At 36.7% G+C, this 17,444-nt stretch carries 17 protein-coding genes; 14 read left to right on the plus strand and 3 right to left on the minus strand.

The genetic code is table 11. The features are described 5' to 3' along the window. Positions 1-519 (plus strand): CAP domain-containing protein (locus M014_RS0117750; RefSeq protein ID WP_026592921.1); only part of this gene is annotated, 519 nt, incomplete at its 5' end. A gap of 230 nt (positions 520-749) precedes the next feature. On the opposite strand, the gene M014_RS0117755 is transcribed toward M014_RS0117750, so the two are convergent. Both M014_RS0117755 and M014_RS0117760 read right to left on the minus strand, forming a co-directional pair. Beyond that, positions 750-2,123: a sensor histidine kinase gene (locus M014_RS0117755; RefSeq protein ID WP_026592922.1), complete on the minus strand. Its 1,374-nt coding sequence runs from the start codon at positions 2,121-2,123 to the stop codon at positions 750-752. Positions 2,124-2,134: 11 nt separating this feature from the next. After that, positions 2,135-2,863 (minus strand): response regulator transcription factor, encoded by a 729-nt coding sequence (locus M014_RS0117760; protein WP_170833696.1) that lies wholly within the window; start codon positions 2,861-2,863, stop codon positions 2,135-2,137. Between the two features lie 154 nt (positions 2,864-3,017). Here M014_RS0117760 and M014_RS0117765 point away from each other — a divergent pair, with 154 nt between their 5' ends. The 4 genes from M014_RS0117765 to M014_RS28585 all read left to right on the plus strand — a co-directional run bounded on the left by M014_RS0117765 (position 3,018) and on the right by M014_RS28585 (position 6,700). Further along, positions 3,018-4,235 (plus strand): cell wall-binding repeat-containing protein, encoded by a 1,218-nt coding sequence (locus M014_RS0117765; RefSeq protein WP_442852740.1) that lies wholly within the window; start codon positions 3,018-3,020, stop codon positions 4,233-4,235. A gap of 150 nt (positions 4,236-4,385) precedes the next feature. Continuing rightward, complete coding sequence (locus tag M014_RS0117770; RefSeq protein ID WP_026592925.1) at positions 4,386-5,831, plus strand: SulP family inorganic anion transporter; 1,446 nt, start codon at positions 4,386-4,388, stop codon at positions 5,829-5,831. Between the two features lie 81 nt (positions 5,832-5,912). After that, positions 5,913-6,335, plus strand: coding sequence for a universal stress protein (locus M014_RS0117775; protein WP_026592926.1), 423 nt, complete (start codon positions 5,913-5,915; stop codon positions 6,333-6,335). A 248-nt stretch (positions 6,336-6,583) separates the two neighbouring features. Continuing rightward, positions 6,584-6,700 (plus strand): DUF4027 family protein, encoded by a 117-nt coding sequence (locus M014_RS28585; RefSeq protein WP_081811076.1) that lies wholly within the window; start codon positions 6,584-6,586, stop codon positions 6,698-6,700. A 151-nt stretch (positions 6,701-6,851) separates the two neighbouring features. On the opposite strand, the gene glpT is transcribed toward M014_RS28585, so the two are convergent. Beyond that, a complete protein-coding gene (glpT, locus tag M014_RS0117785; RefSeq protein ID WP_026592927.1) occupies positions 6,852-8,201 on the minus strand; it encodes a glycerol-3-phosphate transporter in 1,350 nt (449 codons plus the stop codon). Positions 8,202-8,468: 267 nt separating this feature from the next. On the opposite strand from glpT, the gene M014_RS0117790 reads away from it, so the two are divergent. The 9 genes from M014_RS0117790 (at position 8,469) to fsa (ending at position 17,045) form a co-directional block, all read left to right on the plus strand. After that, positions 8,469-8,927 carry a MarR family winged helix-turn-helix transcriptional regulator gene (locus M014_RS0117790; RefSeq protein ID WP_026592928.1) on the plus strand — a complete coding sequence of 153 codons (459 nt, stop codon included), beginning with the start codon at positions 8,469-8,471 and terminating at the stop codon, positions 8,925-8,927. A 19-nt stretch (positions 8,928-8,946) separates the two neighbouring features. Continuing rightward, entirely contained in the window at positions 8,947-10,566 is a 1,620-nt protein-coding gene (locus M014_RS0117795) for an MDR family MFS transporter (RefSeq protein ID WP_026592929.1), read from the plus strand. A 142-nt stretch (positions 10,567-10,708) separates the two neighbouring features. Next, positions 10,709-11,680, plus strand: a complete 972-nt coding sequence (locus M014_RS0117800; protein ID WP_026592930.1) for a LacI family DNA-binding transcriptional regulator — start codon at positions 10,709-10,711, stop codon at positions 11,678-11,680. A 13-nt stretch (positions 11,681-11,693) separates the two neighbouring features. Further along, entirely contained in the window at positions 11,694-12,590 is an 897-nt protein-coding gene (gene rbsK, locus M014_RS0117805) for a ribokinase (RefSeq protein WP_026592931.1), read from the plus strand. Continuing rightward, positions 12,587-12,982 (plus strand): D-ribose pyranase, encoded by a 396-nt coding sequence (rbsD, locus tag M014_RS0117810; protein ID WP_026592932.1) that lies wholly within the window; start codon positions 12,587-12,589, stop codon positions 12,980-12,982. The genes rbsK and rbsD overlap by 4 nt, the downstream gene beginning before the upstream one ends. 18 nt (positions 12,983-13,000) lie before the next feature. Continuing rightward, positions 13,001-14,485, plus strand: coding sequence for a sugar ABC transporter ATP-binding protein (locus tag M014_RS0117815; RefSeq protein ID WP_026592933.1), 1,485 nt, complete (start codon positions 13,001-13,003; stop codon positions 14,483-14,485). A 3-nt stretch (positions 14,486-14,488) separates the two neighbouring features. Further along, on the plus strand, positions 14,489-15,424 hold the full coding sequence (locus tag M014_RS0117820) for an ABC transporter permease subunit (RefSeq protein WP_026592934.1): 936 nt from the start codon (positions 14,489-14,491) through the stop codon (positions 15,422-15,424). Positions 15,425-15,438: 14 nt separating this feature from the next. Then, positions 15,439-16,362 carry a ribose ABC transporter substrate-binding protein RbsB gene (gene rbsB / locus M014_RS0117825; RefSeq protein ID WP_026592935.1) on the plus strand — a complete coding sequence of 308 codons (924 nt, stop codon included), beginning with the start codon at positions 15,439-15,441 and terminating at the stop codon, positions 16,360-16,362. Positions 16,363-16,397: 35 nt separating this feature from the next. Continuing rightward, entirely contained in the window at positions 16,398-17,045 is a 648-nt protein-coding gene (gene fsa / locus M014_RS0117830) for a fructose-6-phosphate aldolase (protein ID WP_026592936.1), read from the plus strand. Positions 17,046-17,444: the final 399 nt, after the last annotated feature.

Consider the following 17,444-nt stretch of genomic DNA (forward strand, 5'->3'; position numbering starts at 1 on the left):
GAAGCTAGAAAGCAGGAAGAAGCTAGAAAGCAAGAAGAAGCTAGAAAGCAAGAAGAGGCTAGAAAGCAGGAAGAAGCTAGAAAGCAAGAAGAGGCTAGAAAGCAGGAAGAAGCTAAAAAACAAGAGAATAAAGGTCATGTACTAAATGCGTTTGAAAAACGTGTTGTGGAGCTAGTTAATGTAGAACGAGCGAAAGTTGGCTTATCTCCATTGCAGATAGATACAGAGCTTAGTAAAGTAGCACGTTTAAAATCAGAGGATATGTTGACAAATAATTATTTTGATCATAATAGTCCAGTTTATAATTCGCCATTTGACATGATGAAACGTTTTGGTATTTCTTATTCAGCAGCAGGTGAAAATATCGCTAAAGGGCAACAAACACCAGAAGGAGTTATGGATGCTTGGATGCACAGTCCAGGGCACCGTGCGAATATTCTAAATAGGAATTTTACTTATATAGGTGTTGGTTACGTGAAACAAGGAAATATTTGGACGCAACAATTTATTAAAAAATAAATAAAAATTGTTGATAAACTCGAGTTTTTAGCAAAAAAAACTTTTTTGAATTTGCAAATGATGGAATTTAAATTATGAAACGAATTCAGCCGTTTAGTAAAGGTATTCCATGAAGAGTTCAATAAAAAGTTTTGAACGACAGAAGTCATTTTTACGAATGACTTCTGTTTTTTATTATAAGCGTCACCTGTCCCCCACCTATCTTCCTTATCAAGTTGTCTAAAGCTTTTTCACATATTGGTGGGTAATGAAATAGTAAAGCAAGAACCTTGATTTACTTCACTTGTGACAGTAATTTCTCCATCATGTAGTTCAACTATCTCTTTAACAATAGCAAGCCCTAATCCAGTTCCACCAGTTGAACGAGATCTTGCTTTATCAACGCGATAAAATCGTTCGAAAATGTGTGGAATATTTTCTTTTGGAATTCCTTCTCCAGTATCTTGTATGGCAATTTCAATTTGTGTTTTATGCTCTGTAACGGAAATTATAATTCGAGAATGTTCAGCTGAATGTGCATAAGCATTATTTAAAATATTAACAATAACTTGTTCAAATCTTTGTTCATCAAGAACTATGGAAAGTGAAGAAGAACATGTTGAAGAAACGTGGATATGTTTCGCTTCATACATCATATTCACTTTTGTAACAATGCGAGAAAGGAAGGTTTGCAAGTGTACTTCCCTTGCCTGAATAGAAAAATTATGATTTTCCATTTGAGCAAGTAAAAACAAGTCCTGTACTAAATTTGTAATAGAATCAGCTTCGTCTCTTATAATCGATAAATACCTTTGACGCTGCTCAGGAGATGTACCGTTTTTCATGGCGATGTCTGCATATCCTCTTACATAAGTTAGCGGTGTTCTTAGTTCATGAGCGACACTTGCCAAAAATTCACTGCGTTCTTTTTTCATGTAATGTAAATCATTTGCGAGCGTTTGGATAGACACGGCAAGTTCGCCGATTTCATCATTTCGAGTACTAGTTAAAGAGACGGATAAATCACCATGACTCATTTTTTCAGTAGCATGCTTCATACGGAGGAGCGGCTTCGTTAACAGACGTGATAGAAGAAATATCGTAATGAATGTTAAAATGAATGTAACAGCACCAGCAACAAGAAATTGTTTTGTAAGACCTGCAATCATTTGTTTAATGGAACTTGTGCCAAGAAACATATAAACATAACCTTGCATTTTTCCTTCTATTATTATTGGACTAACTGTGCATATATAATTAGAAGTTTTCCAGTGATTCTCCACGATAGTTCCGTTGTGGTTCGTATCTGCTATCATTCCAATAATGTGCCTCTTTATAGTGGAATCTATATCATTAGAATTTGCTAATATTTCTTTATTGGTATTTGTTATGACAACCTTTGTTTCAGCTTCTGACTCCATTAAGGCGACATGAGAAATAGTTTGCGAATCAAAATGTTTTTCGAGTACATCTCGGTGGCTATTTCCGCGTTTTAATAATGCTGTCATCTCTTCGTTTACCCTATTATTTACAAGACTATAATAGAGTAATATAAATAAAACGCTCTCAATTAGAAGTGTAACAATTAAAAAATAAAATCCAAGTTGAACAGAAATCCGTTTCATCGCGTTACTCCTTAATTTTCAATATCAATCCATCGATAGCCAATTCCATACACGGTTTTTAAATGTTTATCAATTGGGAATTTGGCCTTTCGTAATTTATCACGCAAATTACGAATATGAGAATCTACTGTACGATCCTCTGTATTTGTATCTAGCCCCCAAATCCGCTCAATAAGCTGATCGCGACTTAATACATAGTTCACATGATGTAAAAATAACCCAAGTAAAGAAAATTCGATTGGTGTAAGGAGGAGTTCTTGATCATAAACGGAGATAAAGTGTCTCGCTTCATCCCACAAAATTCCTTTATAGCGTAGTTGCTCATGTTGATTACTACGCCGTAATACAGCTTCAATACGTGCTAATAATTCTTCTTCTTGAAAAGGTTTCGTTATATAATCATCAGCCCCAATTTTTAATCCTTGAACAACATCAATCGTTTGATCGCGTGCGGTTACCATAATAATAGGAACGTTACTAAATGAACGGATCCTTTTGCATGTTTCCCATCCATCCATTTTCGGCATCATAATATCGAGAAGAATGAACTTGAAATTTTGTTTTTCTATATAGGAAAGGGCTTCTTGTCCAGAAGTGACACAAATGCAGTTATATCCTCTAGGAGTAAGATAAAGTGCTACTAATTCCAGCATACGCGTTTCATCATCTACAAGTAGTATATCCATCATATAATATCCTCCGTATTTGTATTCACTACTAAAAGTGTAAAGCAAAATCATGAAGAAATGGTGCAGATTATGATGCATCTGCATAATTTCTTCAGAATTGCTTGCTATCGTATAGTTGAAATTTCCATTTTCGGTAAAGGATATAGGCTTGAAAAATGATGGATATGGAGGCGATTTAGTGAAAAAGGTAACTCAAGTTTTGAGTATGACAATAGTTGCTGCATTTGGACTTGCAGCGTGTGGGCAAGCAAATACAGAGCATAAAAATCACGAATCTGCAAACGAGAAGAAAAATAATCAGCAAAAGGAAATGAATCGTGAAGCGATGCCACCGAAAGAAATGAATGCCGATGCATCTCGTGATTTATTAACAACAAGCTTAAAAAATATCACACGATTAAACACAAATGACTCTGTTCACATGGCAGTCTTAACATCACAAACAATTTGGCCAGCGACTCATAAGGAGAATCAACCGGGAGCGGTAATTTTAGTACCAGTTAATCATTGGCAACTTGGAATTGCTAGTGCGGATCTCATTCATCATCCAAACAATGGACCTATTTTATTTATGAATAAGGAAAGTATTCCGGAAGCGACATTAAAGGAAATAAAACGGTTAAAACCACTTGGAACAAAAGATGGAACGCAAATTATGGTGATGGGAGATGTAGAATCTCCCGTATTAGATCAACTGAAAGAATACAAAGTAAAACAGATAAAAGAGACTGATCCAGCGAAGTTTGCGAAAGATGTTGATAAAGAATATGCAGACATAACAGGGAAGTATCCGGAAAGTGTTATTGTCGGTTCGTCTGAAGAAGAAGGGCGTTTGTATACAACTCCAGCCGTGAACTGGATTTCTCATATGCCTGAACCTCTTTTATATGTAGGTAAAGATAAAGTACCCGAAGCTACAATTGAGGCGTTAAAAGCAAGAAAAGGAAAAGTAAATATATATGTGTTAGGCCCAGAAAAAATTGTTTCAAAAGAGGTAGAAAAACAATTGAGTAAGCATGGCAAAGTAACCCGTATTAGTGGAGAAACTCCGACAGAGAATTCAATTGCCTTCGCAAAGTTCAAAGATGAAAAAACGAAATTTGGTTGGGGATTTAAAAAGCCGGGACATGGCGTATCATTTACTTCAACAGAAACACCTGATTTAGCAATTGCTGGTGCGCCGTTTTCACATATGGGGAAACATGCACCGGTCCTTCTATTAGAGAATGGTAAAGTAACGCAGTCAGTATATGATTTACTAGCGATGATAAAACCGAAGTTTAAAGATGATCCAACGCTTGGGCCATATAACCATGGTTTTTTATTAGGGAATATAGAGAATATTTCATTTGATACACAAGGGATATTAGATGAAAGATTAGAGATTGTTCAAGAAAATGGCGAGGGGCATAGTGGGCATTAAAAGAAAAAGCATTGCGTCAGGCAATGCTTTTTTATTTGGGAAACTTTTTCATAGCAGAAAATCTGACGTTCGTTATATAATAGCCTTCGTGCAGTCGGATCGATTTTCTTATGAAGAAAATCAAAAATAAAAAATTAGAGGAGTGTTCTTTTGTTTCAAACTATAAAAAATGAATGGTTTTCTAATGTGAAAGGTGATGTGTTATCAGGGATTGTTGTTGCATTAGCTTTAATTCCTGAAGCAATTGCCTTTTCTGTTATTGCAGGGGTAGATCCAATGGTTGGATTATACGCTGCTTTTTGTATCGCAGTGACAATTTCATTTGTGGGCGGAAGACCAGGAATGATTTCTGCTGCAACAGGTGCGATGGCACTGTTGATGATAACGATTGTAAAAGATTATGGATTACAGTATTTGTTTGCTACAACAATTTTAACCGGTGTTGTACAAATTATCTTTGGCGTGTTAAAACTAAGTTCATTTATGAAATTTGTTCCGCGTTCTGTCATGAGCGGATTTGTGAATTCGTTAGGGATTTTAGTTTTTACAGCACAATTGCCTCATTTTCAAGGCGCGAATTGGCAAATGTATGCGTTAGTAGCTTTAGGGCTCGCAATTATTTATCTATTTCCACGTATTACAACAGCAGTGCCTTCTACACTTATTGCTATTATTGTCGTGACAAGTATTGCAATATTGGGCGGTTTACAATTACGTACAGTTGGTGATATGGGAAGTTTACCAACTGAATTACCGTTTTTTAGTATTCCGAATGTGCCATTTACGTTAGAAACATTAGCTATTATTTTACCGTATTCTATTATGTTAGCTGTTATTGGTTTATTAGAGTCACTATTAACGGCATCTCTTTTAGATGATATGACAGATACAACAAGTAATAAGCATAAAGAGGCACGTGGACAAGGAATTTCTAATATTGTTGCTGGTTTCTTTGGTGGAATGGCAGGGTGTGCTATGATTGGACAATCTGTTATTAATATTAAATCCGGTGGTCGTGGTCGCTTATCCACATTCGTAGCAGGTGGATTTTTAATTGTATTGCTGTTTGTTCTTGGTGACTATGTTGTCCATATCCCGATGGCAGCATTAGTTGCAGTTATGATTATGGTTTCTATCGGGACATTTGATTGGAACTCTGTATTTACTCTTCATAAAGTTCCCAAAGGTGATGCCTTTGTTATGATTGTAACAGTTACAATTGTTCTCGTTACACATAATCTAGCTCTTGGTGTTATGATTGGTACAGTTATAAGTGCAGTTTTATTCGCATTTAATATGGCAAAAAAGATTCACGTGAAACATTTTTATGTTGGTGAGAAAAAAATATATGCCATTTATGGCCAACTCTTTTTTGCATCTACTACAGAATTCATAAATGCATTTCAATTTAAAGGAGATGTAAAGGAAGTAGAAATTGATTTTACACAGGCTCATGTATGGGATGGTTCAGCAGTAGCAGCAGTTGATAAAGTTGTAATGAAGTATGAGCAAAATGGTGTAAAAGTAAAGATAACGGGATTAAATGAGCGCAGTTCAGAACTTGTTATAAAATTGGCGAAACAAGCTGTTTGTTAAATAGGAAGAACTTTTTCGGAGAACCGAAAGAGTTCTTTTTATATTATAATACGAGTATGATGATGAAAGGGGCTCCAGCATATGTACAAGCAAATTATACTAGCATGTGATGGTTCAGAACATGCGCTTCGTGCAGCAAAACATACCGCACATATTGCTAAATTTAGTAAAGAAGTAAATGTTGAAGTTGTATATGTTGTAGACAATAAAACAGCAAAATCAGATATTATACAGGGGCAAACAGATATAGAGACAATCTCAGCTAGTAGAAAAGATAGATTAAAGGAAATTGAGTCTTTATTACAGCAAGAAGAGATCTCCTATAATATTACGATTTTACATGGTGATCCAGGAAATACACTTGTGCAATATGTAAATACAGGAGATATTGATCTTGTTATAGTAGGGAGCAGAGGATTAAATACATTGCAAGAAATGGTGCTTGGTAGTGTCAGTCATAAAGTGGCTAAACGAGTGAGATGTCCAGTGATGATTGTGAAGTAACAGACGGCAGAAATGTTGTCTGTTTTTCTTTTTGTTTTCACTTGGCATGGAGCAGGAAGAGGGCCAATCGCTTCTAGGCAGGCTGGATGATCTCTACATCCTAAAAAAGATTTATGTTTTTTATTTGTATTTATATTAGGTAGAAATCTTACAATATTGTAAGACAGTTGTTAGTGAAATCGATGTTATAAAATTTCTTACATGGGTAAAATAAAGATATCAAATAAACGAACGAAAGGATGAAAGAAATGAAAGCATTTCAAGGTTTAACATATAGTCAAGGAGTGAGTCTTATTTGTTTAGGGGGATTTACTACTTCGGTAATATTGGCTATTGCTATGAAAATGTTTCAGCAGATGTTTTAATAAAAGTAATATATGTAAATAGAAGGGAAATGATTGTTATAGGCTGCAAGAAAATATCACTAGGCATAAATAAAAAATAGCTCTTAGCATATATCTGAATGCTAAGAGCTATTTTATTTCAGCTGTTGTTTCCACTGATTAAAGTTTCACTTTATGCTTGCTGAGATTTTGACGATCCTGTATTTAAAGTAAGTGCAAGGAATACAATCGCAAGCACACAAGATGCAAGTAATAGAATGAAACCGCCGTCCCATCCGAAAGCATCTACGATAAAGCCCATCGCAGCACTAGCGAATGATGCTCCGCCAAGATAGCCGAAGAATCCTGTTAAACCAGCTGCTGTTCCAGCTGCTTTTTTCGGAGCTAAGTCAAGTGCATGTAGTCCAATTAACATAACTGGTCCATAGATTAAGAAGCCAATTGCAACAAGTGCGATACTATCGATGATTGGGTGGCCAGCTGGGTTTAACCAATAAACAAGAACAGCAATGAATACACCAACCATGAATAAAATACCAGCAGGGGCACGGCGTCCTTTAAAGAGTTTATCACTCATCCATCCACAAAGAAGTGTCCCCGGAATCCCAGCCCATTCATATAGAGCGTAAGCTGTACGAGAGCTACTATGAGTAAAGCTTTTTTCCTCTACTAAATAAGTAGGTGCCCAGTCTACAACACCATAGCGTACAAAATATACGAATACGTTAGCAATAGCAATGTACCATAAAAACTTATTGTTCAGTACATATTTGAATAAAATTTCCTTTACCGAAAGCTCACGCTCACGATCTTTTACCTTTTCATCTGCTGGATATTCTCCTGTATGTTCCTCAATTGATGGTAATCCGCAAGATTGAGGTGTATCACGCATTGTAATTAGTACATAAATCCCAACTAAAATTGAAAGAATACCTGGGAAGTAAAATACACTTTTCCAATCATTAGCGAATAAATATAGCCCTAATGTAACAAGGGACGGCATAAGTGCTCCACCGACGTTATGAGCAACATTCCAAATAGACATTTTTGTACCACGTTCACTAATAGAGAACCAATGAACCATCGTACGACCACATGGAGGCCACCCCATACCTTGTACCCATCCGTTTAAGAATTGCAGAACAAACATGAGTAAAATGCTTGTTGTAATAAAAGAAAACGAACCGAAAATAATATTAATGATACCGGATAAAAATAGTCCTGCTGCTAAGAAGTAGCGGGGGTTACAACGGTCGGAGACAATTCCCATAATGAACTTGCTTAAGCCATATGCAATGGATACGGCAGAAAGGATAATACCAAGTTCACCTTTACTGAATCCTTGTTCAACAAGATAAGGCATTGCCAGTGAAAAGTTTTTGCGAACAAGATAGTAACCTGCATAACCAATAAAAATGCCTAAAAACACTTGCAAGCGCAGTTTACGGTATTCGCTATCGACGCGATCAGCAGGCAATCGTTCTGTATGCGGCGCAGGTTTAAATAAATTAGTCAGAAACATTGCTTAAAATCCTCCTCTATTATTGTAAGCGTTTAATACCATGGCAAACAAAAAAGACCATGAAACATAGAAAGGTGCTCTTTCTATGTTTCATAGTCGTATACTCTAATTCTCCATGACCTTCGCTATTAACTTCGTCACAAATTATACAACTTTGTGACAAAAATGTAAACGTTTTTACAAAATAAAAATATTGACGAAATTAATTATAAGGTTTAATATTTAAAAACGTTAAATATTTTATTGCTTAAATAAGAGGTGGATAACATGCCAAATGATATGACTCATATTGATAGAATCCAAGCTTTAGCATTTTCTATAGGAAAGAAAATGCAAACGGAGTTACTAGAACAAATGCAAGCATCAGGACTTACACCACCGCAGTTTTATATTTTAAAAATTTTAGACCATTATGGTGCATCAAGAGCAACAAAATTGGCGAAGAAAATGTATGTGAAACCAAGTGCAATTACAGTAATGATTGATCGGTTAATCGAGCAAGAGTTGGTACTGCGCTACCATGATAAAGATGATCGCCGTGTTGTTGTAATTGAGCTGACGAAGAAGGGGAAAGATGTATTAGAAGAGGCAATGATCGCTCGAAATCAGCATATTGCGAAATACTTCTCACAATTAGATTTACAAGAAAGAGAAGATTTATTACGCTTATTTGAAAAAATAGAGACAATTATTTGCGGGGCATCTGAGGAAATAGAGACAAACTAAAAAGAATTGAGGAGATTACATGGAGCAACAAGCAAATCAAAATAGAAAGCTGTTGTTAATTGGTTTAGTTATTGCAATGTTATTCGCTGCATTAGATGGAACAATTGTCGGCACAGCGATGCCGCGTATTGTTGGAGAATTAGGCGGATTAAGCTTAATGACATGGTTAACAACAGCATATATGCTAACATCAACAACAGTTGTACCAATTGCAGGTAAGTTAGCTGACTTATTAGGACGTCGTAACGTATATATAACAGGGCTTATCATCTTTATGGTTGGTTCAGCACTTTGTGGTATGGCAAATGGTATGACAGAATTAATTATCTTCCGCGGTATTCAAGGTCTTGGTGGCGGTATTATGATGCCAATGGCAATGATTATTATCGGGGATATGTTTACAGGAAAAGAACGTGCGAAATGGCAAGGGATTTTTGGAGCATTATATGGCCTTGCTTCTGTAATCGGACCGCAAGTTGGTGGCTGGATTGTTGATGCTGTTAACTGGAGATGGGTATTCTATATTAACTTACCAGTTGGTATTTTAGCGACAATCTTTATCGCAATGGGATTAAAATCACATAAACAAACGGGACCAATTAAAATCGATATTGCTGGTATTTTCACAATGATTCTTGGTGTTGTAAGTTTATTACTTGCATTAACATTCGGTGGGAAAGACTATGCATGGGGTTCTTGGCAAATCATTGGATTATTTACACTGGCTGTCATTGGTATTGTAAGTTTCATTATTGTGGAAACAAAGGCAGAAGAGCCAATTTTGCCAATCCATTTCTTTAAGAACCGTACATTTACACTATTAAATGCAATTGGTTTCTTTATGAGTATTGGAATGTTTGGTGCAATTATGTTCGTTCCATTCTTTATGCAAGGAATTGTTGGCGTAAGTGCTGCTGAATCTGGAACGATAATGACACCAATGATGGTTACGATGATTGTGATGAGTATTATTGGTGGTCAGCTTGTATTAAAGGTAGGCGTAAAACCACAAATTATTACAGGTATGCTCATTATGGCTGGCGGTTTTTGGTTATTAACAACAATGGATATGCATACAACTAAACTTATTGCAACATCATATATGATGATTATTGGTTTAGGAATGGGGCTTGTAATGCCGACATTAACATTAGCATTACAAGAAAGTTTCCCGAAAAAGGATCTTGGAGTTGTAACATCTTCAAGTCAGTTCTTCCGTCAAATCGGTGGGACGTTCGGGATTACGATTTTAGGCTCCATCATGAATAATACGTCAGGTACAACATTGACAAATAAATTAGTTCCTGTACTAGATACATTCCCAGCAGAAGCGGGACAAATGGTGACAAAGTTTAAAGATATGATTCATACAGATCCACAAGGTTTATATTCTATGCTATTTAGCCCAGAAGCATTAAAACAAATGCCAGAAGCATTCTCAAATAGCATTGTACCAATTTTGAAAACATCTTTAGTGGATTCACTTCATAGTGTATTCCTAACAGGATTAGTATTTATTATAGTTGGTGCTGTATTTACAATCTTCTTACAAAAAATTAAGCTTTCTGATCGTAAAAAAGGTGCAGAAGAACCTGCTACTGAAGTAGAAGAAAAAGATACAAAAGTATCTTACTCATAATAAGAAAAAAGCATCGCCTTATGGTGATGCTTTTTTTAGTGTATAACATATAATCTTTTTTAGTTATAAATGATTGACGTATTTTTATAAATGAGTTATATTATTTCCTGTAAACGGTTACATGAAATGGAGAGGGAAGAAAATGAGTACAATTAAAGACGTTGCAAAATTAGCGGGAGTATCTGTTGCGACTGTTTCCAGAGTGTTAAATAAAAATGGATATGTTCATGAAGATACATTAAAAAAGGTAGAGCGAGCAATTGAAATGCTGGATTATAAACCGAGCACAGTAGCACGTTCTCTATATAATAAAAAGTCTCGTTTAATTGGTTTAGTCGTTCCGAACATTGTGAATCCATTTTTTCCAGAAGTTGCACGTGCCGTAGAGGATGTAGCGCATAAACAAGGATACACAGTTGTACTTTGTAACTCTGACGAAAGTTTAGAAAAAGAGAAACAATATATTGATGTGCTTAGACAAAATAATGTAGATGGATTTATTGTAGCTACGAATCCACAAAATAGTGTGAATTACATGAACCTTTCCGTGCCAGTTGTTGCAATTGATCGCATGTTTAATGAGAGAATACCTACAGTGTATGCTGATAACTATGCGGGAAGTCAGGCGGCAACAAAGTTATTGTTAGAAAAAGGCTGTAAACATATTGCTCATATTCGTGGTCCGCGTGATGTGAGTACGGCAAATGAGCGTTTTGAGGGTTTTGTAGATGTTATTACACAACATGGACTTTCTTATATGATTACAGAGAGTACGTTTGATCCAGCAGATAGCGAACGCGTGACAATGGAATTGTTAGAAGTGCATCCGCACATTGATGGTATTGTAGCTGGAAATGATTTGATTGCAATTGGTGCAGTAAAAGCGGCGTTACAACAGGGGATTTCTATTCCAAATGATTTACAAATCATTGGATTTGATGGTATTTCATTTACAGAAATGATGTATCCATCTATTACGACAGTTGCGCAACCTACTTATGAAATGGGACGAATTGCAACGGAATTATTGCTAGAACAGATGGAAGGAAATAAATTAGAAACAGGACATTATCGTTTACCGATTGAAATTATAGAACGAAATACAACGAAGTAAGGAGATGAGATATATGCCAAACATTGCAGTAGTCGGCAGTATTTCAATGGATTTAGTCGCTGTTTCGAAAAAGCGACCAAAAGCAGGAGAAACAGTAATTGGCGAAGCATTTCATACAGTGCCAGGAGGAAAAGGAGCTAACCAAGCTGTTGCCGCAGCTAGACTAGGTGCGAATGTGGCGATGGTTGGAGCTGTAGGAGAAGATGATTACGGTAAAGTAGTTAGAAAAAACTTAGAAAATGAACGTGTTTTTATCGACTATGTGGTACCGGTTACAGATGAAACGACAGGAATTGCGCATATTGTGTTAGCAGAGGAAGATAACAGTATTGTCGTTGTGCAAGGAGCGAATCGTCTTGTAAATCAACAAATTGTAGACCGAGCAAAAGATCTTCTTGTAAAAGCTGATATGGTTGTCCTTCAGCTGGAGATTCCGTTAGAAACAGTGGAATATGTTCTTGATATTTGCACAGAACATAAAGTTCCAGTTATGTTAAATCCGGCTCCAGCACAAGTATTACCAGCAAATATTTTGGAGAAGGCAACGTACATTACACCGAATGAGCATGAGTGCCGCATTGTATTAGATGATTTTACGTCACCAGTTGAAGAATTACTTGCGAAATACCCAAATAAGTTACTGATGACAGAAGGTGGAAAAGGAGTTCGCTTCCATAATGGTACAGAAATTGTTCATGTTCCAAGTATTTCTGTAGAAGTAGTGGATACAACAGGAGCGGGTGACACATTTAATGGTGCGTTAGCGGTCGCGCTTTCTGAAGGAGAAACACTTGAAAAAGCAATTCGCTTTGCAAATATTGCGGGCGGTCTTTCTGTAACAAAGCTTGGTGCACAAGGTGGTATGCCAACAAGGGAGAGACTTAGAGAAGTGCAGGTGATTGTTAGATGAAGAAGCATGGTGTATTAAATAGTGAAATTGCCGCGGTACTAGCATCACTTGGGCACACGGATACAGTTGTGATTGCGGATTGTGGCTTACCGATTCCTGATGGTGTGAAACGAATTGATTTAGCAGTAGAGCTTGGAAAACCATCTTTTCTAGATGTGTTACAAGTTTTGATAGATGATATGGCAATCGAAAAAGTAACATTAGCAGAAGAAATCACCATGAATAACGCAGAAATAAATAAAGAAGTTGAGGCGCGCTTAAAAGAAGCCGCTTTTGAATATGTATCGCATGAACAGTTTAAAGAACGTACAAAACGGGCAAAGGCCATTATTCGTACCGGAGAAGCAACGCCATATGCGAACATTATTTTACACGCAGGCGTGATTTTTTAATAAAGGGATGTGATGAGAATGCGTATTGGAATGACAAATATTTCAAAAGCGTTCAATGGTAATCCTGTTTTGAAAAATGCACAGTTTAGCATTGAAACAGGAGAAGTCCATGCACTGATGGGGGAAAATGGAGCGGGTAAATCAACGCTTATGAAGATTTTAACAGGTGTGTACACGAAAGATACTGGCCAAGTCATAATTGATGGAAAAGAACGCATATTTAAAAATGCAAAAGAAGCTGAAGAATATGGGATTGCTTTTATTCATCAAGAACTGAATATATTACCGAATTTAACAGTTGCTGAAAATATGTTTCTTGGAAAAGAGCTTATGTATGGGAAAACAGGCATACTGCGTACACGTCAAATGAATGACATCGCAGAGAGCCAATTAGCAAGTTTAGGACTTCACGTAAAAGGGGCTATGCTTGCCGGGGAATTATCAGTTGGGCAACAGCAAATTATTGAAATTGGTAAGGCTTTAATGACAAATGCGAGCGTTATTATTATGGACGAGCCGACAGCGGCATTAACGGACCGCGAAATTGAAACGCTCTTTACGGTTATAAATAAATTACGTAAAGAAGGTGTATCGTTCGTTTATATTTCGCATCGCATGGAAGAAATTTTTTCAATCTGTGACGCCATTACAATTTTACGTGATGGAGAATATGTTGGAACACGGTTAATTCCTGAAACATCATTTGATGAAGTAGTAAGTATGATGGTTGGCCGTAGCATTGGAGAACGTTATCCAGAGCGCGATGCTAAGATTGGCGAAGTCATCTTTGAAATGCGCAACGGAACGAAAGAAGGAAAGTTCGAAAATATTTCGTTTCAAGTGAGAAGAGGGGAAATTCTCGGTGTTGCTGGATTAATGGGGGCAGGGCGTACAGATATTATGAAAGCAATATTTGGACATGAACCGTTAGACTCAGGCCAAATATTTATGAACGGTCGAGAGGTAAAAATTGATAGCCCAATTGATGCAATACGGCAGCGAATTGCCTTTATTACAGAGGATAGAAAATCAGAAGGACTTGTATTAGATTTTTCAATTCGTGAAAATTTAGCATTGCCAAATTTAGAGAGCCTTTCAAAAGGTAGTGTGATGGATAATGGGGCAGAAGCACAGTTTACAGAGGACATGATGAAGCTCCTTAATGTAAAAGCGGCAAATGGAGAACAAGCTGTCAAGTCGCTTTCTGGTGGGAATCAACAAAAAGTTGTGATTGCAAAATGGCTAGGAATCCATCCACAGCTGTTAATTTTAGATGAACCAACTCGAGGGGTTGATGTTGGAGCAAAAAAAGAAATTTATTCTATTATGAACAAGCTTACAAATCAAGGAGATGCCGTTATTATGGTTTCATCTGAACTTCCAGAAGTATTAGGGATGAGCGATCGAGTCCTTGTTATTCATGAAGGAAAAGTAGGCGGTATTTTAGAGAAAGATAAAGCAACACAAGAGTCCATTATGGCATTAGCTACAGGGGGAGAGTAAGGTATGGCTAAAAAGGGAAATATATTGCAGCAGCTAGGTTCTTTAATTGGATTGGTACTGATTATTGTAGTTATTACAGCATTAAATCCAGCTTTTATTGAGATTCCAAATTTATTTAATATTTTGCGACAAGTGTCGATTAATGCACTCATTGCATTTGGAATGACCTTCGTTATTTTAACTGGGGGTATTGACTTATCGGTAGGTTCTATTTTAGCATTATCAAGTGCACTTGTTGCTGGAATGATGGCAAGTGGCATGGATCCGTTCCTTGCAATGGCAATTGGATTGTTAGCAGGTCTTGTAATGGGGATTGTAAACGGTATCATTATTACAAAAGGAAAAGTGGCACCATTTATTGCGACATTAGCAACAATGACCATTTTCCGAGGGCTCACGCTTGTTTACATGGACGGACGTCCGATCACTGGCCTTGGTGATCACTTAATGTTTCAAATGTTTGGTCGTGGTTATTTCCTTGGTATTCCTGTACCAGCTGTAACGATGATGATTGCTTTCGCAGTTCTGTACTTTATTTTAAAGAAAACAACATTTGGTCGCCGTACTTTTGCAATTGGTGGGAATGAAGAAGCAGCGGCACTATCAGGTATTAATGTAACGAGAATAAAAATAATGATTTACGGTCTTTCTGGTATTTTGGCAGCGCTTGCAGGTATTGTGTTAACATCGCGCTTAGATTCTGCACAGCCAACTGCTGGTTCTTCTTACGAATTAGATGCAATTGCTGCAGTTGTTTTAGGAGGAACAAGTCTTTCGGGCGGAAGAGGATGGATTGTTGGTACATTCATCGGTGTACTTATTATCGGTGTATTAAACAACGGCTTAAATTTATTAGGGGTATCTTCTTTCTTCCAACAAGTTGTCAAAGGGCTTGTTATCTTACTTGCTGTATTAATTGATCGTCGAAAAGAAGCGTAATGGAGGGACAATTCATGAAAAAATGGTTGCTTATGCTCGTTGCATTTATCATGGTAATTACTGCCGGATGTTCAATGGAACCACCGGAATGGGCAAAGGATTCTGGCGAAAAAGGGAGAAATAAAACTATTAAAGTTGGATTTTCTGTTTCCACTTTAAATAATCCATTTTTCGTCACATTGAAAAAAGGTGCAGAAAAGAAAGCGAAAGAAAGTGATATCGAATTGATTGCTGTTGATGCACAAAATGATGCAGCTAAGCAAACAAATGATGTCGAAGATTTAATTCAAAAAGGCGTTGATGTAGTTGTTATTAACCCAACAGATTCAGATGCGGTTGCTTCAGCAGTGAGTGCAGCAAATGCGGCGAATATTCCTGTTATTACAGTAGACCGTGTTGCAAACTCAGGGAAAGTTGTTTCTCATATTGCTTCAGATAATATCGAAGGTGGCAAAATGGCAGGCGAATACATTCATGAACTTATTGGTGAAGGGGCAAGCGTTGCTGAGCTAGAAGGAATTCCTGGATCATCTGCTGCACGTGAGCGTGGGAAAGGATTCCATAAAGTAGCTGATAAGGGGTTAAAAGTTACTGCTAAGCAAGCTGCTGATTTTGACCGTGCCAAAGGATTGTCCGTTATGGAGAATATTTTACAAGCTAATAGCGATATTAAAGCAGTATTTGCTCATAATGATGAAATGGCATTAGGCGCACTTGAAGCATTAAAATCTGCTGGAAAAACAGATGTGGCTGTTGTTGGTTTTGATGCAACGGACGATGCTGTAAAAGCGGTTAATGAGGGACGTATGGCAGCAACTGTTGCACAAAAACCAGAATTAATCGGAGAGAAAGCGATGGAAACAGCAAAACAAGTGACCCAAGGTAAAAAAGTGGAAAAATTCATTCCGATTGAATTAGAGCTTATTAAGAAAAAATAAAATATAAACTTACATTTAGGAAGGAAGAATAACAAATGAAATTTTTTATTGATACAGCAAATATTAACGAGATCAAAGAAGCAAATGAACTAGGTGTATTAGCAGGCGTAACAACAAATCCATCACTTGTAGCAAAAGAAGGCGTGGATTTCCATGAACGCATTCGTGAAATTTGCAATGTTGTAGAAGGACCCGTAAGTGCAGAGGTTATTAGCCTAGAAGCAGATAAAATGATTGAAGAAGGAAAAGAATTAGCAAAAATCGCTCCAAACGTTGTTGTAAAAGTTCCAATGACAAAAGAAGGATTAAAAGCAGTAAAAGCATTCTCAGATTTAGGAATTCGTACAAACGTTACATTAGTGTTCTCTGCAGTACAAGCATTACTTGCAGCACGTGCTGGTGCAACATATGTATCTCCATTCTTAGGTCGCTTAGATGATATTGGTCATAATGGTATGGACTTAATTCGCCAAATTGCTGAGATTTTTGCAATTCACGGTATTGAAACAGAAATTATTGCAGCATCTGTACGTCATAGTGTTCACGTAACTGACGCAGCATTAAATGGCGCACACATCGCAACAATTCCAGCGAATGTAATCGGAGCATTAGTGAAACATCCGTTAACAGATCAAGGAATTGAGAAATTCTTAGCTGATTGGGAAAAAACACAAGAGAAATAAACATATAATAAAAAATCACAGCTCATTTGTTTGAGTTGTGATTTTTTTGTTATTTAGATGGTTAAAAATTCCTATAAATATGTTGCAACGATACTGAAAATAACAACAGATACCTGTAATAACATTTCTTTTTAAGTCATGAAGTGTCTATCAAATGTTGTAGGGAATAGGAATATTTCCGAGGAAATTGTCGAGATATAGTTGGTGTTTATGCATTTTAAAAAATGAGTGAAGAGTTATAGCTTTTACACAAGATTATTGGCATTTCTAATTATAAGATAGGGTTTCTTTTATTAAAAAGAAAGAAACAAAAGTAACGCCATTTTTAATTGCGATAGATATCTTTATTATTCCATTCTTTACCTTTATCTGGGCACGAATAAAAGAGTTAGTAGTCGA

Source organism: Bacillus sp. UNC437CL72CviS29 (assembly GCF_000482345.1).
Taxonomy (GTDB): domain Bacteria; phylum Bacillota; class Bacilli; order Bacillales; family Bacillaceae_G; genus Bacillus_A; species Bacillus_A arachidis.

What these genes read in the sequence shown, in the direction of transcription:
- M014_RS0117820 (WP_026592934.1), top strand. Translation starts at nt 14,489, where the DNA reads ATGGCTAAAAAGGGAAATATATTGCAGCAGCTAGGTTCTTTAATTGGA.
- M014_RS0117790 (WP_026592928.1), top strand. Translation starts at nt 8,469, where the DNA reads ATGCCAAATGATATGACTCATATTGATAGAATCCAAGCTTTAGCATTT.
- rbsK (WP_026592931.1), top strand. Translation starts at nt 11,694, where the DNA reads ATGCCAAACATTGCAGTAGTCGGCAGTATTTCAATGGATTTAGTCGCT.
- fsa (WP_026592936.1), top strand. Translation starts at nt 16,398, where the DNA reads ATGAAATTTTTTATTGATACAGCAAATATTAACGAGATCAAAGAAGCA.
- M014_RS0117760 (WP_170833696.1), bottom strand. Translation starts at nt 2,863, where the DNA reads ATGATTTTGCTTTACACTTTTAGTAGTGAATACAAATACGGAGGATAT.
- M014_RS0117755 (WP_026592922.1), bottom strand. Translation starts at nt 2,123, where the DNA reads ATGAAACGGATTTCTGTTCAACTTGGATTTTATTTTTTAATTGTTACA.
- M014_RS0117815 (WP_026592933.1), top strand. Translation starts at nt 13,001, where the DNA reads ATGCGTATTGGAATGACAAATATTTCAAAAGCGTTCAATGGTAATCCT.
- M014_RS28585 (WP_081811076.1), top strand. Translation starts at nt 6,584, where the DNA reads ATGAAAGCATTTCAAGGTTTAACATATAGTCAAGGAGTGAGTCTTATT.
- glpT (WP_026592927.1), bottom strand. Translation starts at nt 8,201, where the DNA reads ATGTTTCTGACTAATTTATTTAAACCTGCGCCGCATACAGAACGATTG.
- rbsD (WP_026592932.1), top strand. Translation starts at nt 12,587, where the DNA reads ATGAAGAAGCATGGTGTATTAAATAGTGAAATTGCCGCGGTACTAGCA.
- M014_RS0117795 (WP_026592929.1), top strand. Translation starts at nt 8,947, where the DNA reads ATGGAGCAACAAGCAAATCAAAATAGAAAGCTGTTGTTAATTGGTTTA.
- M014_RS0117765 (WP_442852740.1), top strand. Translation starts at nt 3,018, where the DNA reads ATGACAATAGTTGCTGCATTTGGACTTGCAGCGTGTGGGCAAGCAAAT.
- rbsB (WP_026592935.1), top strand. Translation starts at nt 15,439, where the DNA reads ATGAAAAAATGGTTGCTTATGCTCGTTGCATTTATCATGGTAATTACT.
- M014_RS0117800 (WP_026592930.1), top strand. Translation starts at nt 10,709, where the DNA reads ATGAGTACAATTAAAGACGTTGCAAAATTAGCGGGAGTATCTGTTGCG.
- M014_RS0117775 (WP_026592926.1), top strand. Translation starts at nt 5,913, where the DNA reads ATGTACAAGCAAATTATACTAGCATGTGATGGTTCAGAACATGCGCTT.